The following is a 24,230-nucleotide window of genomic DNA, read 5'->3' on the forward strand; positions in this document are numbered from 1 at the left end:
CTTCAGAGCACGGCCGGGATGGGGCTCCTAGAATTTTCGCTTTGCCAGCCAGCCACCAGCGCCATGCCTCTTCCGCCGCCAGCCCCCCGCGCGCCCGCCCACGACCGCCACATCAGTTACCGCGGCTTCCACCGCGAGGACGGCCTGTGGGACATCGAGGGCCACCTGCGCGACACCAAGCCCTACGGCAAGACCGTGCGTGGCCGCGAGCGCGCCGCCGGTGCGCCCGTGCACGACATGGAGGTGCGCGTGACCATCGACGACAACATGACCATCGTCGACATCCACGCCGCGATGCTGACCACCCCGTTCGAGGAATGCCCGCGCGCCGAGCCCCCCGTGCGCCAGCTGATCGGCGCCACGCTGGGCCGCGGCTGGCGCCGTGCACTGGACGAGGCCATCGGCAGCACGCGCGGCTGCACCCATTTGCGCGAGTTGCTGTTCGGCACGGCCACGGCCGCGTTCCAGACCCTGGGGGCCTACCGCGACCACCTGCGCCAGCAGCGCGGCGAGCCCGAGCCCGTGCGCACCACCCCACCCTTCTTCATGGGCGGCTGCATGTCCTGGGACTTCGATGGCCCGGTGATCGCACGCATCGCCCCCCAATTCATCGGCTGGCACCGCCGCCAGGAGAACTGACATGGATCCGCTGCGCATCGACATCGTCTCCGACGTGGTCTGCCCCTGGTGCTACATCGGCAAGCGCCGGCTCGAGGCCGCGTTGGCCAGCCCCGAGGCGGCCGGCCTGCCGCCCGTGCAGATCACCTGGCACCCGTTCCAGCTCAACCCCGAGCTGCCGGCCGAAGGCATCGCCCGCAAGGCCTACCTCGAAGAGAAATTCGGCGGCCCCGAACGCGCCGCCGCGATCTACGAGCGCGTGCGCGCCGCCGGCCGCACGGCCGGGCTGGAGCTCAACATCGACGGCATCACGCGCCAGCCCAACACGCGCCTGGCCCACGCGCTGATCGACTTCGCGCAGCGCAGCGGTGCCGACGCCACCGACATGAAGGAGCGCCTGCTGCGCGCCTACTTCATCGAGAACCGCTTCGTCGGCGATGCCGAGGTGCTGGCCGCCATCGCGGCCGAGGCCGGCCTGGACGCCGCAGCCGCACGCGCGCACCTGAACGACCCCGAAGCCCTGGCCGCCATCGACCAGGCCGACCAGGAAGCGCGCCAGATGGGCGTGAGCGGCGTGCCCTTCTTCATCTTCAACCGCAAGCTCGCAGTGTCGGGCGCGCAGGAGCCGGCCACGCTGATCGGCGCGATGCGCCAGGCTGTCGAGCAGGCCTGAGCTCCTGCAAGCAGGAGACCCGCGCGCAGCGCCTGTTTCGCTGGGCACGGGAGCCGCTCACGGCTGGCCGTCGCAGCTCTGCCCCACGCCGGCCAGGCCCACCCAAGGCAGGCGCCGACGCGTCCAGATCTCCCGCTGTGGTGTGCCCAGTGCATGCCGCTGCTGCAGCACGCCGGTGCGCAGCGAATACGACGGCGGTTTTTCCACGGCACAGGCGTAGAGCGGGCTGCCGCAGTTGCCGCAGAACGCGAGCAGCCGCTTCGCGCCGCTGGCGGCCGTCTTGACGTAAGTGCGCGGCTCGCCCCGCAGCAGCCGGAAGCTGGCCGCCGGTGCGGAAATGTTGGCCCGGAAGGCTGAGCCGGAATGCGTCTGGCAGTCCGTGCAATGGCAGACCGTGGTGGTGCCCGGTTCCACCTGCGCCTCGAACGCGATCGCACCGCAGTGGCATTGGCCTTCGACTTTCATGCTGTTCCTCGGTGTTGGTGCGGACCGCTTCGATGATCGCTCACCGCGACGGGCTCACACTGGCGCGTAGTCCCCGGTGCCCTCCGGCCACGCCGTCAGCACCTCATACCCCTGCGGCGTCACCGCCACCATGTGCTCCCACTGTGCCGACAGCGAGCCGTCCTGGGTCACCACGGTCCAGCCATCGGCCAGTTCCCGCGTCCCGGCCTTGCCCGCGTTGAGCATCGGTTCGATGGTGAACACCATGCCGGCCTCCAGCCGGAGCCCTTCGCCGCGATTGCCGTAGTGCAGCACGTCGGGCGCCTCGTGGTAGTTGCGCCCGATGCCATGGCCGCAGTACTCGCGCACCACGCTGAAGTGCGCGTGCTGCGCGACGGTCTGGATGGCATGGCCGATGTCGCCCAGCGTGGCGCCGGGGCGCACCTGCCGGATGCCGGCGCGCATGGCCTCGTAGGTGGTGTCGACCAGGCGGCGCGCCAGCGGGCTCGGGCTGCCGACGCAGAACATGCGGCTGGTGTCGCCGAACCAGCCGTCGTGGATGACGGCCACGTCGATGTTGACGATGTCGCCCTTCTTGAGGATCCTGTCGGGCGAAGGTATGCCGTGGCACACGACGTGGTTGACCGAGGTCAGCACGGTCTTCGGATAGCCCTGGTAGCCGATGTTGGCAGGCCTGGCGCGCTGCACCTGCACGATGTGCGCGTGGCAGATGCGGTCGAGTTCCTCGGTGCTCACGCCCGGCACCACATGCGGTGCGATGACGCTGAGCACCTCTGCGGCCAGGCGCCCGGCTTTCCGCGCCTTGGCGATTTCCTCGGGCGACTTGATGGCGATGGTGCGCGGCATCAGCATCGGTTCAGTGCCTGGCCTTCGCTGCTACCCGGGGCTTCCCGCTGGGCGGTGGCGCCACGGCCGCCGTGATGTCGAAGCCACCCGCCAACTCGGCCCGCACCAGCATCTGGCAGATGTCGCGGTGGTCGAGTTCCGGATGCATCTCGCTCAGCATGCCGATGCGCATCCAGTGCTCGGCCTGCGCGTTGATGGAACGGCTCAGCGCGTTGCCTGCCACGCGCAGGTTCTCGTGCATGAGGTCTGAAATCTTGACGATGCCCATGCGGAGATTCTATATGGAACGTATATGAACCATATATGCCGGCCGGCATCGCCGCATGCGCGGGCGGGCGGGCGCCCACCCGCTCAGCCGTGCATCAGCGTCCACAGCCGCGCCGCCGTCACCGGCATCTGCAGCTGCGTCGTCTTGCCCGCCAGCCCGTTGCGCGCCAGCGCATCTGCCACAGCGTTGACGATGGCCGGCGTGGCGCCGATGGTGCCGAGCTCGCCCACGCCCTTCACGCCCAGCGGGTTGTTCTTGCAGGGCACGCTCTGGTCCATGCGCGTGACGAAGTCGGCGCGCAGGATGTCGGCGCGCGGCACGGCGTAGTCCATCAGGCTGCCGGCCACGGGCTGGCCGGTCTCGCGGTCGTAGACCACCTCCTCGCACAGCGCCTGGCCGATGCCCTGCACGGCACCGCCGTCGAGCTGGCCCGTCACGATCAGCGGGTTGATCACGCGCCCCACGTCGTTCATCGAGGCATAGGCCACGACCTCCACGGCGCCGGTCTGCGGGTCGAGCTCGATCTCGCTGATGTGGCAGCCGTTGGGCCAGGTCGGGCCGGCCACGCTGCTGGTGGAGTCCATGAAGATCCGGCGCTCGGGCTGGCGCGCGGCCAGTTCGAACAGGCCGATCTTGAGGTCGGTTCCGGCCACCGTGAACGCGCCCTGTTCGTAGCGGATGTCCTCGGCGGCGGCCTCGAGTTCCTTGGCCGCGAGTGCGCGCGCCTTGTCGATGGTGCGCTCGCTGCCCACGCGCACGGCCGAGCCGCCCGTGAAGATGGAGCGCGAGCCGGCGCTGCCGAAGCCATCGCCGCGGTCGGTGTCGCCCAGCACCACGCGCACCTTCTCGGCCGGCACGCCGAAGGCGTCGACCACGAGTTGCGCGAGCGAGGTGGCGATGCCCTGGCCCATGGCGTTGACGGCCGAGAACACCTCGATCATGCCGTCGGCCTGCACCTCCACCGTCACGCGTTCCTCGAACACGTTGCCGCCGGTCCATTCGAGGAAGGTGGCGATGCCCTGCCCGCGCCACCTGCCGCGCGCGGCCGAGGCCTTGGCGCGCGCGTCAAAGCCGGTCCAGTCGGCCAGGGCCAATGCCTGGTTCATCTGCTGCTCGAAGGCGCCCGTGTCGTAGGTCTGAGCCATCGGGTTCTTGTACGGCATCTGCTCGGGGCGGATGAAGTTGGCCCGGCGCAGCGCGATGCGGTCGATGCCGGTCTGGCGCGCCGCCTCGTCCATGAGGCGCTCGATGTTGAAGATGGCTTCGGGCCGGCCGGCACCGCGGTAGGCGCCGGTAGGCGCCTGGTTGGTGAGCACGGCCTGGAAGCGGAAGTCGATGGTCTGGATGTCGTAGACGCTGGTCTGCACCCAGGGGCCGATCAAGAGCTGGATCGCCACGCCGGTGCCGGTGGCGTAGGCGCCCACGTTGGCCTGCGAAGCGATGCGCAGCGCGAGGATGCGGCCCCCCGCGTCCAAGGCCAGTTCGGCATGCGTCTGCACGTCGCGGCCATGGTAGGTCGAGAGGAATTCCTCGCTGCGGTCGGCCACCCACTTCACGCTGCGGCGCAGTTGGTGCGCGGCATGCGCCAAGGCCACGTCCTCCAGGTAGGCACCGGTCTTCATGCCGAAGCCGCCGCCCACGTCGCCCACCACCACGCGTGCCTGCTCGCGGGCGATGCCCAGCGCGTCGGCCACGGTGTTGCGCACGCCCGAAGGCATCTGCGTGGACATGCGGATGGTCAGCCGGCCATCGTCCGGATCGACACCTGCCAACACGCTGCGCGGCTCCAGCGTCAGCGCGGCCAGGCGCTGGTGCGTGAGGTCCAGCGTGACATGGTGGCGCGCGCGGGCGAAGGCCTCGGCCGTGGCCTGGGCATTGCCGTGGCGCATTTCGGCGGCGATGTTGTCGGGCGCGGCCTCGGTCAACACCGGCGCGCCGGCGGACAGGGCCTGCGCCAGCGTGGTCACGGCGGGCAGTTCGGCGTAGTCCACGAACACGGCCTCGGCCGCGTCGCGTGCCTGCTGCAGCGTCTCGGCCACCACCAGGGCCACGGGCTCGCCCACGAAGCGCACGCGCTCGTGCGCCAGCGCGTGCAGCGGCGGCGTGACGCCCGGCCCGCCATCGGCACGCTTGAAGCCGGCCGTGCCCGGCAGCGGCTTGACGCCCTTGGCCACGAGATCGGCGCCCGTGTAGACGGCCACCACGCCCGCCATGCCGCGCGCGGTCTCGGCGTCCACCGACACGATGCTGGCATGCGGATACGGCGAGCGCACGAACACCGCGCGCAACTGGGCCTGGGGCACCACGTCGTCGGTGAACTGGCCACGGCCGGCCAGCAAAGCGTCGTCTTCGAGCCGGCGAACCGCCTGGCCGCTGCCAAAACGGGTGGGGGAAGCGAGGGTGTCCAAAGCTGCGCCTTTCGGGGATCAGGGTCCATCGGGCACTTCGCGGGCCCGGATGGCTGCGAAGCGGAGCAGCGCCGGAAATTAACAGAAATCGGGCCGCGGTGCGGCGCCTGGGCGACCGGTGTTCAGTCCTTCTGGTGACGGTAGGCGCGGTCCATCTCGGGCGCCTTGCTGGTGTCCTGCACACCGCGCTGCAGGTCGCCATGCGCCTGCCGGCCTTCGGCAGGGACCCCGCCATCGGTCATGCCCTGCTCAGACTGGTCGCGCTCGTGCGGCAAGGCCAGGTCGTCGACCGGCCGCACCAACGCCCCGGGCCGGGGACGGCGGCGCAGGTAGTTGACGCGGGGCTTGGAAGAGCCGGGGGGCCTGTCGTTGGCTGCCATGTGGTGTTCTCCTGGCCGCCAGGCAGAGCCGGGCAGCAATGGGCAAGCTGCGAACTCTGCGACCGCCGACGCGCCGGCGTTGTCGGAGAGCGAGCAGAGGTGCCGTAGGACAGCCGCGCCACCATTCGCCCTGGCGAGGCCCGCCAATCGGGGGCGCGGCGCGGGGCCACCCGGCAGTTCGGGTAGATTCCCGGTCCATGCCTGTTCCCGCCGTGCCGCCGCAAGCGCGCGCACCGAGTTTTTCCGCCGCCGAGTTCCGCCAGGGCCTGTCCATGTTCGCCACCGGCGTGACCATCGTCACCGCGCGCCGGGCCGACGGCCAGCTGATCGGGCTGACCGCCAATTCCTTCAACTCCGTCTCTCTGAACCCGCCGCTGGTGCTGTGGAGCCTGGCGCAGGCGGCCTCGTCCATGGCCGCGCTGAGCGCCGGCTCGCACTACGCCATCAACATCCTGGCCTCGGACCAGAAGGCGCTGGCCGAACGCTTCGCCAAGCGCGGCGCCGACCGCTGGAGCGGCGTGGCCTGGCACGAGGGCGTGGCCGGTGCACCCTTGCTGGACGGCGCAGCCGCCGTGTTCGAGTGCTTCAACCGCAGCCGCTACGAGGAAGGCGACCACGTCATCTTCGTCGGCGAGGTGGAGCACTGCGCCCACCGGCCCGGCGCCTCGCCACTGCTGTTCCATGGCGGGCGCTTCTACACCGAGCATCCCCTCTGAACCATGCAACCCCAGCGCAAGGACCACCTGGATGGCCTGGCGGTCGGCCTGCTGCTGGTCTGCTGCGTGCTCTGGGGCGGCCAGCAGGTGCTGGTCAAGGCCACCATCGCGCACATGCCACCGGTGCTGCAGGGCGCACTGCGCTTCGTCGCGGCCACGCTGCTGCTGATGGGCTGGTGCCGCTGGCGCGGCATCGCGCTGTTCGGGCGCGACGGCTCGCTCAAGGCCGGGCTGGCCGCCGGGCTGCTGTTCTTCGGCGAGTTCGTCTGCCTGTACCTGGGCCTGGTGCACACCACGGCCTCGCGCGCCACGGTGTTCCTGTACACCTCGCCGTTCTGGGTGGCGCTGCTGCTGCCCTGGTGGGTGCCGAGCGAACGGCTGCGGCCCGCGCAGTGGACCGGGCTGGCCTTCGCCTTCGTGGCCGTGGCCTTCGCGCTGCGCGAGGGCTTCGGCACCGGGCTGGACACCTGGCGCGGCGACCTGCTATCGCTGCTGGCGGCGCTGCTGTGGGGGCTGACGACGGTGCTGATCCGCGCCACGGGCCTCACGCGGCTGGCGCCCGAGAAACTGCTGTTCTACCAGCTGGCGGTCTGCGCGCTGCTGTTCCCGCCGCTGTCGCTGGCCATGGGCGAGCGCTGGGACGTGCAGTTCACGCCTTTCGTCGTGACCTCGCTGTTGCTGCAGACCGTGGTCGGCGCCTTCGCGAGCTACCTGGCATGGATGTGGCTGCTGGGCCGCTACCCGGCCACGCGGCTGTCGGCCTTCATCTTCCTGACGCCACTGTGCGCGCTGGTGTTCGGTGCGCTGGCGCTGCACGAGCTGCTGACGCCCAGCCTGCTGGGCGCGATGGCGCTCGTGGCGGCCGGCATCTGGCTGGTCAACCGTGCGCCGCTTCGGCGATGATCGCCCCTTTCCTCCCTTGCAAGGAAGCCCCATGTCTTTGATCGAGATCCGCAAGCGCAGCCTGACCATCGAAACCACCTACCACGAGGGTGGCCCACCGGTGGAGACGCCGCTCAAGCTGGCCGCGGCCTGCGCCGTGATCCGCAACCCCTACGCGGGCCGCTACGAGCCCGACCTGATGCCCTTCATGGCCGAGCTGCGCAGCCTCGGCACGCTGCTCGCGCAGGAGCTGGTGGACACGCTGGGCCGCGACAAGGTGGAGGTCTACAGCAAGGCCGCCATCGTGGGCGTGGATGGCGAGATGGAACACGGCGCCGTCTGGCACGAGGCCGGCGGCTGGGCCATGCGCACGGTGCTGGGCGAGCCCAAGGCCATCGTGCCGGCGGCCAAGGCCGTGGCCGGCGCGGGCTACCGGCTCATGGTGCCCGTGCACTACATCCACGCCTGCTACGTGCGCAGCCACTTCAACAGCATCGAGGTCGGCATCCAGGATGCGCCGCGGCCCAAGGAGATCCTGTTCGCGCTCGTGATGGGCACGGGCGGGCGCGTGCACTCGCGGCTGGGCGGCCTGCTCAAGGAGAACGTGTCCGTCCACGACGGGCAGCGCTGATCAATCGGCCAGCAGCCGCGCCATCGCCTCCACCGTCAGTGGCGCCGAGCCCTCGGCCTTGTTGCCGATCGTGAGGTAGGCGTGGTGGCCCGCGGCCGTGGTCGCGCGCGCCACGCGGGCCAGCGCCGTGCGCGTCTCCAGGTCCGGGTCGACCAGCTTGTCGAAGGGCAGGTACAGCGCCTTGGCGTCCTCGTAGCCATAGGCGCCGTGCAGGCGGTTCAGGTTCCAGCGGCAGACCATGGGCCCAGGCCACAGCGCGCGCAGCACGGGCAGCTGTTCGGCGATCGGCGGCAGCTTGGCGTGGCCGCCCAGGCAGTAGGTGGCACCGCTGGCGCGCAGGGCCTCGGCGAAAGCCGGCGTCAACCATTCGGCGTTGCGCACCTCCACCGCGATCACGAGGTCGGGCGCCTGCGCGCGCAGCTGCGCCAGGGACGGCAGCGCGGCCAGCATGGCCTGCAGGCGTTCGATGCAGTGCGGCATGCGGCCGAGCATGGCCGGCGCCAGCGGGCTCAGCTGGAACACCAGCGCGCCAGCCCTGGCACCCAGCCCCTGCAGAGCCGGCTCGACGAAGGCCGACCAGGCCAGGCCCGGATCGAGGAAGCCGGTGTTGGCCCGCATGCCCTGCCCGTCCTCGCGCCGCACCAGCGCGTCGGCGACCACGCTGGGCGCCTTGACCACGAAGCGGAAGTCCGGCGGCACCTGCTCGGCGTAGCCCGCGTACTGGGCCACGGTCAGGGGCTGGTAGAAGGCCCGGTCCAGCGAGACCGCGCGCATGAGCGGGTGCTGGGCGTAGGTGGCCAGGCCGCGCCGCGCGAGCATGGATTCGGTGTACTCGCCCTCCCAGACCAGCCCATCCCAGCCCGGGAAGGACCAGGACGAGGTTCCCAGATGCAGCCGCTCGGGCAAGCGCGCCGCGAGGTCGGCCAACTCTGTCGGCCAGGGCGCGGGCCTGACCTGGCGCAGGCGCGAGCGCGGCGCGGCCACGGCGGGCGGTGCCGGTGCTGGCGGCGGCGCCACTGGAGGCGCCTCGGCCTCGGGAAACAGCCGGTCCTGCAAGCCCTCAGCCCTCGGCCGCGCGCCGGCGCGCGAAGTCTTCGTACCAGGCCAGGCAGGCCGGGTTGGCCATGGTGCCGCGGTTGAGCACCTTGTCGGCGCTCTGGCCCAGCAGCAGCTTCTTGATCGGCAGCTCCTGCTTCTTGCCCGACAGCGTGCGCGGGATCTCGGGCACCTGGAAGATGGCGTCGGGCACGAAGCGCGGCGACAGCGCGCGGCGCACAGCCTCGTTGAGCCGGCCCTTGAGCGCATCGTCCAGCACCGCCCCGTCGCGCAGCACCACGAACAGCGGCATCCAGCTCGGCCGGCCCAGGTACTCGAGATCGACCACCATGGCGTCCAGCACCTCGGGCAGCGCCTCGATCGCGCTGTAGATCTCGCTGGTGCCCATGCGCAGGCCGTGGCGGTTGATGGTGGCGTCGCTGCGGCCGAAGATCACGCAGCTGCCGTCGGGGTCCACGCGCAGCCAGTCGCCATGGCGCCAGACACCAGGGAAGGTGTCGAAGTAGCTGGCCAGGTAGCGCGCATTGCCAGGGTCGTTCCAGAAGTGCAGCGGCATCGAGGGGATGGGCCGCGTGCAGACCAGTTCGCCGACCTCGCCGATGAGCGGTTTGCCTTCATCGCTCCAGGCCTCGACGGCCGAGCCCAGCATGCGGCACTGCATCTTGCCCGGCACGAGGGGCAGCGTGCGCAGGCCGCCGATGAAGCCGCCCGCGAAATCGGTGCCGCCCGAGATGTTGCACCACCAGATGTCTTGCACGCCCAGGCGCTGGAACTGCGCCGTGCCCCATCGCTGCACGTCTTCCGCGAGCGGCGAGCCCGTGGTCCCCAGCGCGCGCACACGCGCCAGCCCCGGGTAGCGCGCCAGGTCCACGCCGGCCTTCATGCAGTTGGCGAAGTAGGCCGCGCCGGCGCCGAAGAAGGTCACGCCCGTGCTGTCGGCGAAGCGCCACAGCACCTCCCAGTCGGGCTGCTCGCGGCTGCCGCCCGGGCTGCCGTCGAAGATGCAGCAGGTGGTGCCGGCCAGCAGGCCCGCGACCTGGCAGTTCCACATGATCCAGCCCGTGGTGCTGTACCAGAGGAAGCGCTCGCCCTTCCCCGGGCCCTCGTAGCTGCAGCCAATGTCGTTGTGCAGCGTGGACAGCGCCAGGGCCACCAGGACGATGCCGCCGTGGCCGTGCACGATGGGCTTGGGCAGGCCCGTGGTGCCGCTGGAGTAGACGATCCACAGCGGGTGGTCGAACGGCAGCCAGTCGGGCTCGAAGGCGGCGGTATCGGCGTCGTCGCGCGCCAGCACCGCGGCCAGCGGATGGCTGCCGGCCACGGGCGGCCGGCCGCCCAGGTTGTCCAGCACCAGCAGGTGGCGCACGCTGGGCAGGGCCGCGCGCAGCTCGGCCACGGTCTGGGCGCGGTCCAGGTCGCGGCCGCCGTAGGTCACGCCATCGCAGGCGATCAGCACCACGGGCTCGATCTGGCGGAAGCGGTCGAGCACGGCGGCCTGGCCCATGTCGGGCGCGCAGACGCTCCAGACCGCGCCGATGCTGGCCACGGCCAGGAAGGCCACCATGGTCTCGGGAATGTTGGGCAGATAGGCGGCCACGCGGTCGCCGCGCTGCACGCCCTGGGCGCGCAGGTGCAGGGCCAGGGCCGCCACCTGGCGGCGCAGCGCGGGCCAGGACAGGTCACGGCGCTGGCCGCGCTCGTTGTCGCTGACGATGGCCGGGCAGCCCGCGGCGTGGGCCGCGTCCACATGGCGCAGCACCTGGCGCGCGTAGTTGGTCTGGGCGCCGGGGAACCACTCGGCGCCCGGCATGGCGTCGTTGGCCAGCACGGCGTGGTGCGGCGTGGGCGACTGCATGGCGAAGTAGTCCCAGATGCTCTGCCAGAAGCCTTCCAGGTCGGTGGTGGACCAGCGCCACAGCGCGTCGTAGTCGGCGAAGGCCAGGCCGCGCGTGCGCTGCAGCCAGTCGAGGTAGTGCGTGATGTGCGGGGTGCGGTCTGTCGGGTCGGATCGCATGTGCTGGTATCTCCTCCTGGCGGCGCCGTGCGTGGCGCCTGCGGCCTGCATGATAGGCAGGCCGTCAGTCCTCGCTGAGGTAGCCGCGCGCCAGCTGCGCCTCCTGGTTCTCGAAGATCGCCATCGCCGTCCTCATGCGCAGGAAGCCGAAGCGGCGGTAGAACGGTTCCTTGCCCGGCACGGCATACAGCAGGATCTTCCTGTGGCCACGCGCAGCGTCCACCAGGTGCTGCACCACCTGCTTGCCCAGGCCCGTGCCCTGCTGCTCGGGCAGAACGGCGATGTCGCAGACGTAGGCGCAATCGGCGCCATCGGCCAGCACGCGGCCCGCCGCCACGAGCCGCGCGCCGTCGTAGACAAAGCACTTGAACATGCTGTTGCCGAACACCGTCTGCAGCAGCTGCGGCGGCTTCTCGCCCAGCGGCGCGGCGCGGTACAGCGCGGACAGCGCCTCCCAGTCGACGGACTCGGTGTCGTACTTCCATTGCAGCGGCATGCGGTTCTCCGTGTCGGCCGAAAGCTGGCAGCGTAGCGCAGTCGGGCCGCTCCAGGCCGGGTCCCCGAGCCACACCCCAGGGCTGGCCCTCCGGACGATGGCGGCAGCGCCGACGGAAGACCGACGGGGGCTCAGCGCCGGGGCGCTGGCTGGGATGGCTCGGGCACGTCGTCCCCGCCCAGCATGCGTCCGATCGCCGCGCCGATGGCCGTGCCGATGCCTGGCAGCACCACGGTGCCGGCGGCAGCGCCGATCGCCGGCGCCCTGGAGACCTGCACCTGCAGGTCGCCGAGCGGCCCGCGCACCGAGATCGGCACGCCGACCACACCGTCGACCACATCGACCGCGGCCTTGGCCTGCAACCGGCTCTGGTGCAGCCGCGCCGAGCCAGAGGCCGTCAGGGCGCCGGCCTGGGCGCGGATGTCGGTGAAGCGGATCTCCATGCCCTGGCCCGGCGTGTTCTGCGTGTCCACCTGGCCCTCCAGCAGGTCCAGCCGCGTCTGGCCCTGGTGTTCGCGGCCCAGCGTGTCCACCGCGCGCTGCAGGTCGAAGCGCAGCAGCGTGGCCGGCCGCACCGTGAAGCGCGTGGCCGTGTGCAGGCCCTGGACCAGGGCCAGAGCGTTCTCGCCGGTGGCGGACAGACGGGTCTGGCCGTCGGCCTTTCCCTCCACCGGCGAATTCCGGTTGAAGGCAGCCAGCGCCTGCTGCAGCTCCACCCCGCGCGGCGCCAGTTCGCCCTGCAGGCGCAGCCGGCCGTCGGCCGCGGTGTGCAGCGTGGCTTCGCCCTCGGCGCTGCCGCCGGCCAGGCGCAGGCGCAGGCCGAAGCGCTGCGTGGCCGCTTGCGGCGCGGGCGCCAGGCGCGTGATCCGCAGATCGGCCACCGGCTCCAGGCCGGGCCGCCAGAACCTGGCCTGGCGCAGCTGCAGCCCGGCGTCGAATTCGACATCGCCCGCGTACACCACGGCCACGCCGCTGTACGAGACCCAGGTCAGGTCGCGGATCGCCAGCCGGTCCAGTTCCAAAGCAGGCGCCTCGCGATCCGGCTCCTTGGGCGCTGCGCGGCTGAATTCGCGCAGCGAGCGCTGCACGATGGTGCCGCCATCGAGTTCCAGGCTGTGCAGCTCCATGCGGCCGGCCAGCAGTGGCAGCAGGCGTGGCTGCACCAGCACGCGGCGCAGTTCCAGCGGGCGCTGCTGGTCGGTGGCGATGTCGCGCAACTCCAGCGCAGGGCGCGGCAGCAGCCGCCAGTCGAGCGCGCCGACGCGCACGCCCACGCCCAGCGCGGCCTCGGCCTCCTGGGCCAGCCGCGCGGCCAGTTCCTCCCTGGAGGGCAACCACCACCATGCCGCCAGTGCCGCGGCGGCGGGCACGGCGACGGCCAGGGCGAGCAAGGTCTTGCGCATGGCGCGCAGTGTGCTCCCGCGACGCACGCCGCCACCCGACCATGGAGCGCATGCGCGCGTAGGCGCATGTCGCCTGCGGGCCAGCGGCCTGGCCGGCCGCCCCGTATAGTGCGGCGCTGCCCACGACCAACCGCTGCTGCCCAAGTCCACCATGCCCATCTGGAAAAAACCGATCTCCGTCGAGCTGCTGACGCAGGGCAACCGCGGCACGGCCGTGGAACACCTGGGCATCGAGTTCCTCGAGGTTGGCGACGATTTCATCCGCGGCCGCGTGCCGGTCGACGCGCGCACGCGCCAGCCCTACGGCCTGCTGCACGGCGGCGTGAGCGTGGTGCTGGCCGAGACGCTGGGCTCGTGCGGCGCGGCCTTCGCCGTGCCCGAGGACTGGCGCGCCGTGGGCCTGGACATCAATGCCAACCACCTGCGCGGCGCCACCAGCGGCTGGGTCACCGGCACCGCGCGGCCGGTGCACATGGGCCGCAGCACCCACGTGTGGCAGATCGACCTGGTCAACGAAGCGGGCGAGCTGACCTGCGTCTCGCGCATCACGATGGCGGTGCTGGCACCGCGCTGACGCCGGTCTGCAGCAGCGCCAGCACCGGCCGGACCATGCCGCGCAGCAGGGCAGGCTCGGGCCGCGCGCGCGCCAGCACCCGCAAGCCCATCAGCAGGCCCAGCAGCATGCGCGCGAGGTCGGTGGCTGCCTGTGTGGCATTCACCGTGCCATCGGCCTGCCCTGCCTGCACGCAGCGCAGGAAAAACGACTCCATGTCGCCAAGCACCGCCGCCAGCGCCACCTGGAACTCCGCGTCGTGCGGCGCGACCTCGAGCGCCGCGTTCACGACCAGGCAACCCTTGTGCTCGGCGTCCGCCAGCGACAGCGCGACGATCTCGTCGAAGAAGGCAGCGATCGCCGCGTGCGGCGCAAGCTGGTGCTCGAAGCGCCGTACGCGGTCGCAAAAGCCGTTCTCCACGTAGTGGTCGATGGCCTTCAGGTACAGCGCACGCTTGTCGCCGAAGGCGTTGTACAGACTGGGGCCGGTGATGCCCATGGCCTCGGCCAGATCGCGCACCGAGGTGGCCGCGTAGCCGCGCGACCAGAAGCAGCGGATCGCCGCATCGAGCGCGGCCGCTTCGTCGAACTGGCGGGGGCGTGCCATGGTTCCTTCCTCCCGTCGCGTGCGCTGGGCTGCCGGCCTGCGGTCAGACGATGGGGGCGTAGTTGGTGGGGAACAGCGCGCGCTTGGTCTCGTCGTCGTTGACGCTCTTGAAGGCGTGGCTCTTCAGCATGGCGCGGGCACGCGCCGTGGCCGGGCGCGCATCCACGGAGGCGAACCAGCGCTGTAGCGCAGGGAACGGCGCCAGCGGCTCGGCCTCACCCTTGCGCACGCGCGCGGCCCGGTCGATCCACCCCCAGGCCGAGATGTCGGCGATGGTGTATTGGTCGCCCACGATGAAGTCGCGCCCCTGAAGATGCTGGTCCAGCACCTGGTAGTGGCGCTCGGCCTCGCGCCGGTAGCGCGTGACGGCGTAGTCCAGCCCGGCCGGCGCGGCATGCTGGAAGTGCACCGACTGGCCCGAGAACGGTCCCAGGCCCGAGGCGATGAACATCAGCCACGACAGCAGCTCGGGCCGGTCGGCCGGCGTGCCCATCAGCTGCCCGGTTTTCTCGCCCAGGTACAGCAGGATGGCGGTCGAGTCGAACACGCGCGCCTCGCGCCCGCTGGGGCCTTCGGTGTCGACGATGGCCGGCACCTTGCCGTTCGGGTTGACCGCGCGGAACGCCGCCGCGTGCTGCTCGCCCTTGCTCGTGTCGACCGGCACGGTTTCGCAGGCCAGGCCGGTTTCCTCGAGGAACAGCGCGACCTTGGCCGGATTGGGCGTCGGGTGGAAGTAGAAGCGGATCATGGTGTGCGGTCTCCGTGGGTGGTGGTGATGGAAGGGGCCCGGCGGGCCGACAGCAGCACGCCGCCGACGACGCAGGCCAGTGCCGCGGCCTCTACCGGTGCAGGCCATTCGCCGAGCACGGGAATGGCGGCCAGCGCGGCCACGGCCGGGATCAGCGCGATGATGGCCGAGGCCGCCGCCGGCCCCAGCAGCGCCACGGCCCGGTTGAACGAGACGATCGCCACGCCGCTCATGAGAACGCCCTGGTACAGCACCTGCAGCGCGATCTCAGCGCCCGAGGCCTGGCCCAGCCGGCTCAACCCGCCCAGCACGTAGACCGGCAGGAACAGCAGCGCCGACCACACGCAGATCAGCGCGGCCGACTGCACGGGCGTGAGGCTGCTGCGGCGAAACAGCAGTGTGTAGACCGCCCACATGGACGATCCGCACGCCAGCGCCGCCAGCCCCAGCGGATCGGCCATGCCGTGTGCCGCGGCCCCGGCGGCGACCATGCACACGATGCCCGCCACGATGATCCCGTGGCCCAGCCAGCGCACCCGGCCCTGGAGCTCCTTGAGCACCGCCCAGGCGAACAGCCCGGCGAACACCGGCATCAGCGTCGGCGCGATGGCAGCGGCCTGGCCGGCCGAGGTGCGCTGCAAACCGAACGCCACCAGCAGCACGAAGGGCAAGCCCCACAGGCAGGCATACAGCAGGCCTTCGCCCCAGCGCGCGGCCGGCAGCCGGTGGCCGCGGCGCAGCAAGGCCGGCGACAGCAGCAGCGCGCCGACGCCGAAGCGCAACGCGGTGACATCCCACAGACGCAGTTCGCGCGTCACGCTGAAGCGCGTGACGACGAACCAGCCGGCGAAGATGGTCACGGTGAGGCCAGCCCAGAGCAAGCCCGCCAGCCAAGGGGGCGTGGTTTCGTTGCGTGCGGGCATGGGGCTGCGCGGCATCCGGTGATCGATGAAGAATGAATTCTAGATCGATCGATATAAAACCGTCGCGGTGGCCCCGTCGCAGCGCCGCCCTGCGGCCAGCGGCCCGTCTTCAGTCGGCGCTGTCGCCCTCGGCGCGCGCCATGCGCTCGCTCTTCCAGTACACGTCGTCGCCCCCGTCCATGCGGTTGACCACGCGCGCCAGCACGAACAGCAGATCCGACAGCCTGTTCAGGTAGTGGCGCGGTGCCTCGCGCACGGCCTCGGCGCGGCCCAGCGCGACCACGGCCCGCTCGGCGCGGCGCGCCACGGTGCGGCACACATGGGCCTGCGCTGCGGCGCGCGTCCCGGCCGGCAGGATGAACTCCGCCAGGCGCGGCAGCTGCGCGTTGTGGTCGGCCAGGGCCTGGTCGAGCTGCAGCAGGGCCTCGGGCTTGAGCAGCTCGAACCCCGGGATCGACAGCTCGCCGCCCAGGTTGAACAGCTGGTGCTGCACGTCCACGAGCAGTTCGCGCACTTCGGCCGGCAGCGGCTCGCAGAGCAGCAGGCCCAGGTGAGAGTTGAGTTCGTCGACATCGCCGATGGCGGTGATGCGCAGGCTGTCCTTGGCGACGCGCGTGTTGTCGCCCAGGCCGGTGGTGCCATCGTCGCCGGTGCGCGTGGCGATCTGCGTGAGGCGCTTGCCCATGCCATGTCCCCGTGGTGGTGAGTGCAAAGCGAGGCATTGTGCCGCTTCCAAATGTGAAGTCGCGCCGCCAGATGTGAGCCCGGCAACAGGGCGCAAGAGTGCTGGCGCCACGCGCGTGCGTTTGCTGCAATGGCAGCTTGATCACTCCGACCACCTGTTCTGCATGCGCAAGTTCCGCCCCCTCGCCCGCTTCGAAGAACACAGCCTGGCCCTGTTCGCCGCACTGGTGATGGGGGGCACGGGCGCCGCGGTGCACGCGCGCGAGTACGGCACCCTGGTGCAGGCCCAGGTGCAGCAGAGCGCGCCGCGCGCCGCACGCGACGCGGCCCACCAGCGCGTCGATGCAGCCTTTGACCGTGCCGATGCCAACGGCGATGGCCGCCTCAGCCGCGAGGAGGCGCAACGCCTGCCGGCCGTGGCCGAGCGCTTCGACGAGATCGACCGCAACGGCAACCGCACCCTGTCGCGCGAGGAATTCCAGCGCGGCGTGATCGACTGACGCATGGCCGGGCATGGAGCGCCCGGCAGCTGCGCTGCGCGCCGTTCAGCGGGCAGCACGCGCAAGGCCTATGAACCGGCCCCGTCCTGCACCACGGCCACGCATTCGATCTCGATCAGCATGCGCGGGTCGGGCAGCGCCGCCACCACGCAGGTGGTGCGCGCCGGGAACGGCGCAGGACCGAAGGCCAGCGCGTAGCGCACGTTCATCTCGGCCACGTCCTGCGCGCGCGTGAGCAGCACATTGGCCTTGGCGATGCCGCGCAGGCTGCTGCCAGCCTCGGCCAGGATGGCACGCAGGTTCACGAGGGCCTGGTCGAACTGGGCCGCGAAGTCGTCCTCGTCGATGCGGCCGTCGTCGTGGTAGCCCGGCGTGCCGGAGACGAAGACCAGATGGCCCACGCGCGTGGCGGAGGACAGCGGCGGCGTCTTGGCGCGGACCGGGGCGAAGTGTTCGATGGTGGTGGACATGGCGGCTCCCTGGGTTGGTGGACGGGCGGCCATGTTCGCACCCTCAATCGAGCGTGATGCCCCCGTCCTGGATGGCCTTGCCCCAGATGGGTGTGTCGGTGCGCAGCATGGTGGCGAAGGCGTCGAACGGCTCGCCGACCGGCACCAGGCCCATGTCGACCATGCGCGTGTGGATGGGCGCGGCGTGCACGGCGTCGACCCAGGCCGCTGAGAGCTTGCGCACCACCTTCTCGGGCGTGCCGGCCGGGGCGAAGATGCCGTACCAGCCATAGGGCTCCAGGCCCTGGATGCCACTCTCCGCGAAGGTCGGCACCTGCGGCAGGCTGGGGTGGCGCTGGCTGCCCGTCACGGCCAGCACCTTGAGCTTGCCGCCCTGGATCAGGCCCATGGCCGAGGCCAGGTCGGGCCAGGCCGCGCCGATCTGGCCGCCCGTGACATCGGTCAGCATCTGGGCCGAACTCTTGAACGGCGCGTGCACGGTGTCCAGGCCCGCCTGGCGGCGGAAGGTCTCGCCCCAGATGTGGGCCGTGGTGCCGTTGCCGTAGGTGCCGTAGGCGTGCTTGCCGGGCTGCGACTTCACGCGCGCGATGTACTCGGCCAAGGTGTTGACGGGCGCATTGGCGGCGACCACGAGTGCGTTGGGGCCGCGCGCGAGCAGCGCCACGGGCTGCAGGTCGCGCGAGAAGTCGTAGGGCAGCGAACGCATCAGGAACTGCGTCTGCACCAGGTTGGTCACGCCGATCAGCAAGGTGTGGCCGTCGGCCGGGCTCTTGGCCACGAAGTCAGCTCCCAGCGTGCCGCTGGCACCGGGCTTGTTCTCCACGACCACGGGCTGCTTCCACTGCTCGGCCAGGCGCGCGCCGATCTGGCGCGCGAGGATGTCGGTGGACACGCCGGGGCCCGAGTTCACGATGATGCGCACAGGCTTGCTCGGGAAGTCGGGCGCGGGGTCGGCGGTCTGCGCGCTAGCGACGGTCCAGCTGCAGGCCAGCGCGGCGCACAGCGTGCGGCGTGCCGAAGAAATGTCAGGCATGTTGTCTCCGGTTGTTGTGTGCGTGGCTCAGGCCACGTTGCGGCCGCTGCCGGCCCATTCCTGCGCGCGCAGCGCCTTCTTGTCGATCTTGCCCAGCGCCGTCTGCGGCAGCGCGTCCGCGAACTGGACCTGCTTGGGCGCGTGCAGCGCACCCTTGCGCTCGCGCACCAACGCCATCAGTGCCTCCGCCTCGACCTGTTGGCCCGGCCGCAGCACGACCACGGCCTTGACCGCCTCGCCCCACTTGGCATCGGGCACGCCAATCACGGCGGCCTGCGCCACGGCCGGGTGGCTGCTCAGCACGTCCTCGACCTCGCGCGGATAGACGTTGAAGCCGCCCGAGACCACCATGTCCTTCTTGCGGTCCACGATGTACAACCGGCCCTCGGCGTCGCGGCGCGCCACGTCGCCCGTGTGCAGCCAGCCGCCGGCCAGGGCCTCGGCCGTGCGCTCGGGCTGGCGCCAGTACTCGCGCATGACCATGCCACCGCGCACGCAGATCTCGCCGGCCTCGCCTTGCGCCACGGGCTGCAGCTGGTCGTCGAGCAGCGCGACCTCGCAGGCCGCGCTGGCGAAGCCGCAGGCGGCCAGCAGGTGTGGGCGCGCGGGGTCGTGGTCGGCCTTGGGCAGTGCGGCGATCGGGTAGCACTCGGACTGGCCGTACAGCTGCGAGAACACCGGGCCGATGCGCTCCAAGGCTTCGCCCAGGCGCGCGGGCGACATCGGCGAGGCGCCGTACAGCACGAGTTCCAGCGAAGACAGGTCGTGCTTCGCCAGGCCCGGATGGTCCAGCAGCACGTAGACCATGGTCGGCACCATGAGCGCGAAGTTGATGCGTTCGCGCGCGATGGTGGCCAGCATGCGCTCGGGGTCGAATCGGTCGAGCAGGTGCACGGTGCCGCCCTTGCACAGCACGGGCAGCACGTTGGTGCCGGTCACGTGGCTGATCGGCGCCACGGCCAGGAAGCTGGGCCGGCGCGGCAGCTCGAACTCGGCCATCACGGTCAGTGACATCAGCGCGTTGGCGGCCGAGGTCTTGACCACGCCCTTGGGCTGGCCCGTGGTACCGCCCGTGTAGTTCAGCGTGGCGATGCCGCCGGCCTGCGAGAGGTCCATCGCGTTGGCCGTGCCATGGGCTTCGGCCAGCTGGAGCAGGTCCTGGCCATAGCCGGCCGGGCCCAGCGTGAGCACCTGCAGGCCCGGGCAGCGCGCGGCCAGTTCGCCGCCCCGCTCGCCGAAGCCCTGGGCGTCGACGATGAGCAGGCTGACCTCGGCATCGGCCAGCTGGTAGAGGTGGGCGTCGAGTGCGCCCAGCGGGTGCAGCGAAGTCACGACCGCGCCCAGGGCCTGGGCCGCGACGCCGGCGCACCAGCTGTCCCAGCGGTTGGCGCTGAGCAGCGCCACGCGCTGGCCGCGTTGCAGACCGGCGGCCTGCAGCACGGCCTGGGTGCGGCCGATGAAGTCTGCGGCCTCGGCGTAGCGCACCTGGCGCTCGGCGGTCTGGAAGGCCACGCGCTCCGGAAAGCGCGCGAGCGCGCGCAGCACGAGGCCGCAGTAGGTGGGATGTTGGTGCGCAGCGTTCATCGCGCCGCTCCGGGCAGCCAGGCCATGGCGGCCTGCGCAGCCGCCTTGTATTCGGCCGCCGTCTGTTCCACGAGTGCGGCCACGCTGCCGCGCCGGTCCACGCCCGAAACGCTGTGCCCCGCGCTCCAGATGTCGCGCCAGCGCCGGATGCTGGTTTCGCCGCCGCTGCCGTACAGCGCGTTCGCGCGCTCGGCGGTCATGTCGGTGGGCAGGGCCTTGGGGTCCAGGCCCGCGGCCACGATGGACGGGATCAGCGTGTTGGTCTCCAGCCCCGTGAACGCGCGCGAGAGCAGCACGTCGTCCAGGCGGCTGTCCACCAGCATCTGCTTGTAACCGTCCTCGGCCATGCTCTCGTCGGTGGCGATGAACTTGGTGCCCATGTAGCCCAGGTCGCACCCCGCCACCTGCGCGGCCAGCAGCGCCGCGCCGTCGGAGACGCCGCCGGCCAGCACGATGGGGCCGTCGTAGAAGGCCCGCACGGCGCGCACGAAGGCCAGGCCGTTGGCCCAGCCGGTCTGCCCGCCCGCGCCGGCCGTCAGCAGCACGAGGCCGTCCACGCCGGCCGCAATCGCTTTCTCGGCATGGCGCACCGAGGCCACGTCGGCCAGCACCTTGCAGCCGATGTCGTGCAGCGGCGCTACAGCGGAATCGGGCGCGCCCACGCTCGTGATGACGAGTTCCACGCGGTGGCGCAGCAAACAGGCCAGCTCCTCGCGCAGGTTCTCGCGCCGCATGATGAGGTTGGGGCAGAACGGTGCGTCCTGCGGACCGAGTTCGGCCTCCAGCCGCGTGAGCCAGTCGTCCAGCTCGGCCACGCTGCGGCAATTGACCGTGGGGAAGGAGCCGACCACACCGGCGCGGCAGGCCGCGAGCGTGAGATCCAGCCCCGACACGCGGAACATCGGGGCGGCGATCAGCGGCAGGCGCAGCCGCTCCGCGAACAGCGCGCGCAGCGGCTGTGTGGTCATGTCTTGTCTCCGTTGTTGTTGTCGGCGCGCGGCTGAAATCAGCTCGCGGCTTTGATCATGTTGCGCGCGATCACGAGCTGCTGGATCTGGCTCGTGCCCTCGTACAGGCGGAACAGGCGCACGTCGCGGTAGAAGCGCTCGATGCCGTGGTCGGCCACGTAGCCCGAGCCGCCGAAGATCTGCACCGCGCGGTCGGCCACCTTGCCGCAGATCTCGGAGGCGAACAGCTTGCAGCACGAGGCCTCGGTCGAGACGTTCTCGCCGTTGTCGCGGCGGCGCGCGGCGTCGATGACCATGCAACGCGCGGCATAGGCTTCCATCTTGCTGTCGGCCAGCATGGCCTGCACGAGCTGGAACTCGGCGATGGGCTGGCCGAACTGGCGGCGCTCCATGGCGTACTTGAGCGCGTCCTCCAGCATGCGCTCGGCCGCGCCCACGCAGATCGCGGCGATGTGGATGCGGCCCTTCTCGAGCACCTTCATCGCGGTCTTGAAACCCATGCCCTCCTTGCCGCCGATGATGTTCTCGGCCGGCACGCGCACGTTGTCGAAGTTCACGTCAGCCGTGTGCGCGCCGCGCTGGCCCATCTTCTTGTCGGGCTTGCCGACCGTGATGCCGGGCGTCTTGGCGTCGACGATGAAGGCCGAGACGCCACCCGAACCCTTGTTGTTCGGGTCGGTGCGCGCCATCAGCGTGAAGATGCCGGCCGTCGGGGCGTTGGTGATGAAGCGCTTGCTGCCGTTGACGATGTAGTGGTCGCCCTTCTCGTCGGTTCCGCGGCGGGCCGAGGTGCGCAGCGAGCCCGCGTCCGAGCCGGCCTCGGGCTCGGTCAGCGCGAAGCTGGCGGTCAGCTCGCCACTCGCCAGCTTGGGCAGGTAGTGGTCCTTCTGCGCCTGCGTGCCGTCGATCAGGATGCCCTGCGAGCCGATGCCCACGGTGGTGCCGAACAGCGAGCGGAAGGCCGGCGAGGCACGGCCCATCTCGAACATGATCAGCGACTCTTCCTCCATGGTCACGCCCAGGCCGCCGTACTCCTCGGGCACGGTCAGGCCGAACAGGCCCATGGCCTTCATCTCCTGCACGATGTCCTCGGGGATCTGGTCGGTCTCGGCCACGGTGTTTTCGGCCGGGATCAGGCGCTCGTTGACGAAGCTGCGCACGCTGTCGAGGAAGGCCTGGGTGATTTCTGGGTCGCGGATCATGTCGGGTCCATCAAGGGTCGGTTGAAAGTCATTCGTCCATCGAGAGCCCGGCGGCCTCGACGGTCTTGTGCCAGCGCGCGCGTTCGGCGTCGATGAAGCGCGCGAACTCCGCAGGCGTATTGCCCCCCGGTTCGGCGCCCATGGCGCGCAGGCGCTCGGCGTTCTCGGGCGCCAGCAGCACCTGGCGGGCGCTCTGCTGGATCTTGTTCACGATGGCCGGCGGCGTGCCGGCCGGCGCCACAAGGCCGAACCAGGCCGTGACCACCATGTCGGGCACGCCGGCCTCGGCCATCGTGGGCACGTCGGGCAGCTGCGGGCTGCGCGTGGCGCCGGTCAATGCCAGCGCGCGGAACTTGCCGCCCTGGATCTGCGCGATCGAGCTGGGCAGGTTGTCCACCATGAAGGTGTACTGGTTGGCCAGCAGCGCGGCCACGGCCGGGCCTGCGCCCTTGTAGGCCACGTGCTCGGCTTTCGTGCCGGTGCGCTGCAGGAACATCTCGCCCGACAGGTGCGGCGACTGGCCCTTGCCCGAAGAACCGAAGGCGTGCCTGGCGGGCTCGGCCTTGAGCCTGGCGATGAGGTCCTTGGCGCTGGTGATGCCGGATTCGGCGTTGACCACGAGCACGTTGGGCACTGAGACGGCCAGCGTCACGGGCGCGAAGTCGCTCGCCTTGTACGGCAGCTTCTTGTACAGGCTGTAGTTGATTGCGTTGGGGCCGATGTTGCCCATGATCAGCGTGTAGCCGTCGGGCGCGGAGCGCACCAGCTGCTGCGTGCCGATGATGCCGGCCGCGCCGGCCTTGTTGTCGACCACCACGCTCTGGCCCCAGGCGCGCGAGAGGCCATCGGCCAGCAGCCGCGTGACGATGTCGGTGGTGCCGCCGGGCGCGGCCGGCACGATGATGGTGACGGGCTTGGTCGGCCAGGCGTCCTGCGCGAACGCGGGTGCCGCGAAGGCCAGTGCGGCGACGCAGGAGATGAAGTGCTTGGACATGGCGGCCCTCACTCGAACTTGATGTCCTTGGTCACGCCGCGCCACATCTCCAGGTCCTTTCGCTGCTGCTCGGCCAGCACCGCGGGCGCGCCGCTCCACATGTCGTAGCCCTGCTCGGCCCAGAGCTTGCGCAGGCCTTCGTCGCCCAGCGTGCGGTTGACGGCGGTGTTGACCAGCGCCACCTGCTCGGTCTTCATGTGGGCCGGGCCGTAGACGCCGTACCAGCCGATCACCTCGTAGCCGGGCAGGCCGGCCTCGCGCATGGTGGGCACGTCGGGCAGCGAGGCGTTGCGCTCGCGCGAGGTCACGACCAGGGGGCGCACGCGGTTGGTCTGGATGTAGTTGCGTGCCGTGCTGACGATGTCGAACATCATGGTCAGCTGGCCGCCGATCACGTCGGTCATGGCGGGCGCGTTGCCCTTGTAGGGCACGTGCGTCAGCGCGATGCCGCTCTGCTTGGCGAACAACTCGCCGGAGAGATGGTTCGAGGCGCCCATGCCGGCCGAGCCGTAGGACACCTTGCCGGGGTTGGCCTTGGCATACGCGATCAGCTCCTTGAGGTTCTGGATCGGCAGGTCCTTGTTGATGACCAGCGCGTTGGCGTAGCTCAGCACGGGGGACAGCGGCGTGAGGTCCTTCACCGTGTCGAACGGCATGCTCTTGATCACGTGCGGAGTGATCGTCAGCGTGGGGCTGGCGCCGAAGTACAGCACGCTGCCGTCGGGCGTGGCGCGCGCCACGGTCTCGCCGCCCAGCGCGCCGGCCACGCCGGCCTTGTTCTCCACGATCACCGTGCGGCCCAGCTCGCGGCCGAACACCTGGGCGAACTGGCGCGCGGCGGTGTCCACCGGCCCGCCGGCTGCGTAGCCGACGACCAGGCGCACGGGCTGCTGCTGGGCCCAGGCCGGTGCGGTGGCGAGCGCGGCGGCGCCCAGCAGGCCGGCCAGCAGGCCCCGGCGGACGGGGCGGTGGAAGGGTTGCGGCATGGTCGTGTCTCCTGAAGGGCTTGTTGTGGGCAGGTGCCGGAGCGGCGAGGATGGCACCGCGCCGGCCCGCCGGCCATCAGTTTTTGGCAAAGGGGGTGTTCGCGCCGGTGCGGTACGCTCGC

General features: G+C 71.0%; 27 protein-coding genes. 7 read left to right on the forward strand and 20 right to left on the reverse strand.

Annotation, left to right across the window (positions count from 1 at the left end):
* Positions 1-63: 63 nt before the first annotated feature.
* A complete protein-coding gene (locus tag ASF45_RS14380; protein WP_056663454.1) occupies positions 64-639 on the forward strand; it encodes a DUF2889 domain-containing protein in 576 nt (191 codons plus the stop codon).
* 1 nt (position 640) lies between these two features.
* The gene (locus ASF45_RS14385) at positions 641-1,291 is read left to right on the forward strand and encodes a DsbA family oxidoreductase (RefSeq protein ID WP_063887677.1); all 651 of its coding nucleotides are present in this window, start codon (positions 641-643) and stop codon (positions 1,289-1,291) included.
* 57 nt (positions 1,292-1,348) lie between these two features.
* Here the strand turns inward: ASF45_RS14385 and ASF45_RS14390 are convergent, their stop codons facing one another.
* From ASF45_RS14390 to ASF45_RS14410, 5 genes are all read right to left on the reverse strand, one after another.
* Positions 1,349-1,756, reverse strand: coding sequence for a GFA family protein (locus tag ASF45_RS14390; protein WP_056663455.1), 408 nt, complete (start codon positions 1,754-1,756; stop codon positions 1,349-1,351).
* A gap of 54 nt (positions 1,757-1,810) precedes the next feature.
* On the reverse strand, positions 1,811-2,602 hold the full coding sequence (map, locus tag ASF45_RS14395) for a type I methionyl aminopeptidase (protein WP_056663722.1): 792 nt from the start codon (positions 2,600-2,602) through the stop codon (positions 1,811-1,813).
* Positions 2,603-2,612: 10 nt separating this feature from the next.
* Complete coding sequence (locus ASF45_RS14400) at positions 2,613-2,870, reverse strand: ParD-like family protein (RefSeq protein WP_056663458.1); 258 nt, start codon at positions 2,868-2,870, stop codon at positions 2,613-2,615.
* A gap of 83 nt (positions 2,871-2,953) precedes the next feature.
* Entirely contained in the window at positions 2,954-5,278 is a 2,325-nt protein-coding gene (locus ASF45_RS14405) for a xanthine dehydrogenase family protein molybdopterin-binding subunit (RefSeq protein ID WP_056663461.1), read from the reverse strand.
* Between the two features lie 122 nt (positions 5,279-5,400).
* The gene (locus ASF45_RS14410; protein ID WP_056663464.1) at positions 5,401-5,658 is read right to left on the reverse strand and encodes a hypothetical protein; all 258 of its coding nucleotides are present in this window, start codon (positions 5,656-5,658) and stop codon (positions 5,401-5,403) included.
* A 197-nt stretch (positions 5,659-5,855) separates the two neighbouring features.
* Between ASF45_RS14410 and ASF45_RS14415 the strand changes: the two genes are divergently transcribed.
* Genes ASF45_RS14415 through ASF45_RS14425 form a run of 3 tightly spaced genes read left to right on the forward strand, consistent with a single transcriptional unit; the run spans position 5,856 to position 7,887 of the window.
* Positions 5,856-6,374, forward strand: a complete 519-nt coding sequence (locus ASF45_RS14415; RefSeq protein WP_056663466.1) for a flavin reductase family protein — start codon at positions 5,856-5,858, stop codon at positions 6,372-6,374.
* Between the two features lie 3 nt (positions 6,375-6,377).
* A complete protein-coding gene (locus ASF45_RS14420) occupies positions 6,378-7,277 on the forward strand; it encodes a DMT family transporter (RefSeq protein ID WP_056663468.1) in 900 nt (299 codons plus the stop codon).
* A gap of 31 nt (positions 7,278-7,308) precedes the next feature.
* Entirely contained in the window at positions 7,309-7,887 is a 579-nt protein-coding gene (locus tag ASF45_RS14425) for an amino acid synthesis family protein (protein ID WP_056663472.1), read from the forward strand.
* Here the strand turns inward: ASF45_RS14425 and ASF45_RS14430 are convergent, their stop codons facing one another.
* From ASF45_RS14430 to ASF45_RS14445, 4 genes are all read right to left on the reverse strand, one after another.
* A complete protein-coding gene (locus ASF45_RS14430) occupies positions 7,888-8,943 on the reverse strand; it encodes a DUF72 domain-containing protein (RefSeq protein WP_056663475.1) in 1,056 nt (351 codons plus the stop codon). It lies immediately after the preceding gene.
* A gap of 4 nt (positions 8,944-8,947) precedes the next feature.
* Positions 8,948-10,957 (reverse strand): acetoacetate--CoA ligase, encoded by a 2,010-nt coding sequence (locus ASF45_RS14435; protein WP_056663477.1) that lies wholly within the window; start codon positions 10,955-10,957, stop codon positions 8,948-8,950.
* Positions 10,958-11,021: 64 nt separating this feature from the next.
* The gene (locus ASF45_RS14440; protein ID WP_056663482.1) at positions 11,022-11,453 is read right to left on the reverse strand and encodes a GNAT family N-acetyltransferase; all 432 of its coding nucleotides are present in this window, start codon (positions 11,451-11,453) and stop codon (positions 11,022-11,024) included.
* Positions 11,454-11,584: 131 nt separating this feature from the next.
* Entirely contained in the window at positions 11,585-12,856 is a 1,272-nt protein-coding gene (locus ASF45_RS14445; RefSeq protein WP_056663488.1) for an AsmA-like C-terminal region-containing protein, read from the reverse strand.
* A 151-nt stretch (positions 12,857-13,007) separates the two neighbouring features.
* On the opposite strand from ASF45_RS14445, the gene ASF45_RS14450 reads away from it, so the two are divergent.
* Positions 13,008-13,430: a hotdog fold thioesterase gene (locus ASF45_RS14450; RefSeq protein WP_056663491.1), complete on the forward strand. Its 423-nt coding sequence runs from the start codon at positions 13,008-13,010 to the stop codon at positions 13,428-13,430.
* On the opposite strand, the gene ASF45_RS14455 is transcribed toward ASF45_RS14450, so the two are convergent.
* From ASF45_RS14455 to ASF45_RS14470, 4 genes are all read right to left on the reverse strand, one after another.
* Entirely contained in the window at positions 13,402-14,016 is a 615-nt protein-coding gene (locus tag ASF45_RS14455; RefSeq protein ID WP_056663495.1) for a TetR/AcrR family transcriptional regulator, read from the reverse strand. The two genes, ASF45_RS14450 and ASF45_RS14455, sit on opposite strands and share 29 nt — an antisense overlap.
* A 43-nt stretch (positions 14,017-14,059) precedes the next feature.
* A complete protein-coding gene (locus tag ASF45_RS14460) occupies positions 14,060-14,764 on the reverse strand; it encodes a glutathione S-transferase family protein (protein ID WP_056663497.1) in 705 nt (234 codons plus the stop codon).
* The gene (locus ASF45_RS14465; protein WP_235580919.1) at positions 14,761-15,687 is read right to left on the reverse strand and encodes a DMT family transporter; all 927 of its coding nucleotides are present in this window, start codon (positions 15,685-15,687) and stop codon (positions 14,761-14,763) included. Before ASF45_RS14465 ends, ASF45_RS14460 begins: the two co-directional genes overlap by 4 nt.
* A 109-nt stretch (positions 15,688-15,796) precedes the next feature.
* The gene (locus ASF45_RS14470; RefSeq protein WP_056663503.1) at positions 15,797-16,372 is read right to left on the reverse strand and encodes a cob(I)yrinic acid a,c-diamide adenosyltransferase; all 576 of its coding nucleotides are present in this window, start codon (positions 16,370-16,372) and stop codon (positions 15,797-15,799) included.
* A gap of 163 nt (positions 16,373-16,535) precedes the next feature.
* Here ASF45_RS14470 and ASF45_RS35310 point away from each other — a divergent pair, with 163 nt between their 5' ends.
* Positions 16,536-16,871, forward strand: coding sequence for an EF-hand domain-containing protein (locus ASF45_RS35310; protein ID WP_063887687.1), 336 nt, complete (start codon positions 16,536-16,538; stop codon positions 16,869-16,871).
* A 68-nt stretch (positions 16,872-16,939) separates the two neighbouring features.
* On the opposite strand, the gene ASF45_RS14480 is transcribed toward ASF45_RS35310, so the two are convergent.
* Genes ASF45_RS14480 through ASF45_RS14510 form a run of 7 tightly spaced genes read right to left on the reverse strand, consistent with a single transcriptional unit; the run spans position 16,940 to position 24,108 of the window.
* Positions 16,940-17,341, reverse strand: coding sequence for a RidA family protein (locus ASF45_RS14480; protein WP_056663509.1), 402 nt, complete (start codon positions 17,339-17,341; stop codon positions 16,940-16,942).
* 43 nt (positions 17,342-17,384) lie between these two features.
* Positions 17,385-18,374 carry a tripartite tricarboxylate transporter substrate binding protein gene (locus tag ASF45_RS14485; protein ID WP_056663512.1) on the reverse strand — a complete coding sequence of 330 codons (990 nt, stop codon included), beginning with the start codon at positions 18,372-18,374 and terminating at the stop codon, positions 17,385-17,387.
* Between the two features lie 27 nt (positions 18,375-18,401).
* Complete coding sequence (locus ASF45_RS14490; protein ID WP_056663515.1) at positions 18,402-19,958, reverse strand: AMP-binding protein; 1,557 nt, start codon at positions 19,956-19,958, stop codon at positions 18,402-18,404.
* Positions 19,955-20,926 (reverse strand): nitronate monooxygenase family protein, encoded by a 972-nt coding sequence (locus ASF45_RS14495; protein WP_056663518.1) that lies wholly within the window; start codon positions 20,924-20,926, stop codon positions 19,955-19,957. Before ASF45_RS14495 ends, ASF45_RS14490 begins: the two co-directional genes overlap by 4 nt.
* Before the next feature lie 38 nt (positions 20,927-20,964).
* Positions 20,965-22,128 (reverse strand): acyl-CoA dehydrogenase family protein, encoded by a 1,164-nt coding sequence (locus ASF45_RS14500; RefSeq protein WP_056663521.1) that lies wholly within the window; start codon positions 22,126-22,128, stop codon positions 20,965-20,967.
* A gap of 28 nt (positions 22,129-22,156) precedes the next feature.
* A complete protein-coding gene (locus ASF45_RS14505; RefSeq protein ID WP_056663523.1) occupies positions 22,157-23,122 on the reverse strand; it encodes a tripartite tricarboxylate transporter substrate binding protein in 966 nt (321 codons plus the stop codon).
* An 8-nt stretch (positions 23,123-23,130) separates the two neighbouring features.
* Positions 23,131-24,108, reverse strand: a complete 978-nt coding sequence (locus ASF45_RS14510) for a tripartite tricarboxylate transporter substrate binding protein (protein WP_056663526.1) — start codon at positions 24,106-24,108, stop codon at positions 23,131-23,133.
* Between the last annotated feature and the right edge of the window lie 122 nt (positions 24,109-24,230).

The organism is Pseudorhodoferax sp. Leaf265, from assembly GCF_001422365.1.
In the GTDB taxonomy this organism is placed as follows: Bacteria; Pseudomonadota; Gammaproteobacteria; order Burkholderiales; family Burkholderiaceae_C; genus Pseudorhodoferax.

Excerpts from the sequence above, each read along its gene's own strand:
- ASF45_RS14380 (WP_056663454.1), top strand. The coding sequence starts at position 64 with ATGCCTCTTCCGCCGCCAGCCCCCCGCGCGCCCGCCCACGACCGCCAC.
- ASF45_RS14385 (WP_063887677.1), top strand. The coding sequence starts at position 641 with ATGGATCCGCTGCGCATCGACATCGTCTCCGACGTGGTCTGCCCCTGG.
- ASF45_RS14390 (WP_056663455.1), bottom strand. The coding sequence starts at position 1,756 with ATGAAAGTCGAAGGCCAATGCCACTGCGGTGCGATCGCGTTCGAGGCG.
- map (WP_056663722.1), bottom strand. The coding sequence starts at position 2,602 with ATGCCGCGCACCATCGCCATCAAGTCGCCCGAGGAAATCGCCAAGGCG.
- ASF45_RS14400 (WP_056663458.1), bottom strand. The coding sequence starts at position 2,870 with ATGGGCATCGTCAAGATTTCAGACCTCATGCACGAGAACCTGCGCGTG.
- ASF45_RS14410 (WP_056663464.1), bottom strand. The coding sequence starts at position 5,658 with ATGGCAGCCAACGACAGGCCCCCCGGCTCTTCCAAGCCCCGCGTCAAC.
- ASF45_RS14415 (WP_056663466.1), top strand. The coding sequence starts at position 5,856 with ATGCCTGTTCCCGCCGTGCCGCCGCAAGCGCGCGCACCGAGTTTTTCC.
- ASF45_RS14420 (WP_056663468.1), top strand. The coding sequence starts at position 6,378 with ATGCAACCCCAGCGCAAGGACCACCTGGATGGCCTGGCGGTCGGCCTG.
- ASF45_RS14425 (WP_056663472.1), top strand. The coding sequence starts at position 7,309 with ATGTCTTTGATCGAGATCCGCAAGCGCAGCCTGACCATCGAAACCACC.
- ASF45_RS14435 (WP_056663477.1), bottom strand. The coding sequence starts at position 10,957 with ATGCGATCCGACCCGACAGACCGCACCCCGCACATCACGCACTACCTC.
- ASF45_RS14440 (WP_056663482.1), bottom strand. The coding sequence starts at position 11,453 with ATGCCGCTGCAATGGAAGTACGACACCGAGTCCGTCGACTGGGAGGCG.
- ASF45_RS14445 (WP_056663488.1), bottom strand. The coding sequence starts at position 12,856 with ATGCGCAAGACCTTGCTCGCCCTGGCCGTCGCCGTGCCCGCCGCCGCG.
- ASF45_RS14450 (WP_056663491.1), top strand. The coding sequence starts at position 13,008 with ATGCCCATCTGGAAAAAACCGATCTCCGTCGAGCTGCTGACGCAGGGC.
- ASF45_RS14455 (WP_056663495.1), bottom strand. The coding sequence starts at position 14,016 with ATGGCACGCCCCCGCCAGTTCGACGAAGCGGCCGCGCTCGATGCGGCG.
- ASF45_RS14460 (WP_056663497.1), bottom strand. The coding sequence starts at position 14,764 with ATGATCCGCTTCTACTTCCACCCGACGCCCAATCCGGCCAAGGTCGCG.
- ASF45_RS14465 (WP_235580919.1), bottom strand. The coding sequence starts at position 15,687 with ATGCCCGCACGCAACGAAACCACGCCCCCTTGGCTGGCGGGCTTGCTC.
- ASF45_RS14470 (WP_056663503.1), bottom strand. The coding sequence starts at position 16,372 with ATGGGCAAGCGCCTCACGCAGATCGCCACGCGCACCGGCGACGATGGC.
- ASF45_RS35310 (WP_063887687.1), top strand. The coding sequence starts at position 16,536 with ATGCGCAAGTTCCGCCCCCTCGCCCGCTTCGAAGAACACAGCCTGGCC.
- ASF45_RS14480 (WP_056663509.1), bottom strand. The coding sequence starts at position 17,341 with ATGTCCACCACCATCGAACACTTCGCCCCGGTCCGCGCCAAGACGCCG.
- ASF45_RS14485 (WP_056663512.1), bottom strand. The coding sequence starts at position 18,374 with ATGCCTGACATTTCTTCGGCACGCCGCACGCTGTGCGCCGCGCTGGCC.
- ASF45_RS14490 (WP_056663515.1), bottom strand. The coding sequence starts at position 19,958 with ATGAACGCTGCGCACCAACATCCCACCTACTGCGGCCTCGTGCTGCGC.
- ASF45_RS14495 (WP_056663518.1), bottom strand. The coding sequence starts at position 20,926 with ATGACCACACAGCCGCTGCGCGCGCTGTTCGCGGAGCGGCTGCGCCTG.
- ASF45_RS14500 (WP_056663521.1), bottom strand. The coding sequence starts at position 22,128 with ATGATCCGCGACCCAGAAATCACCCAGGCCTTCCTCGACAGCGTGCGC.
- ASF45_RS14505 (WP_056663523.1), bottom strand. The coding sequence starts at position 23,122 with ATGTCCAAGCACTTCATCTCCTGCGTCGCCGCACTGGCCTTCGCGGCA.
- ASF45_RS14510 (WP_056663526.1), bottom strand. The coding sequence starts at position 24,108 with ATGCCGCAACCCTTCCACCGCCCCGTCCGCCGGGGCCTGCTGGCCGGC.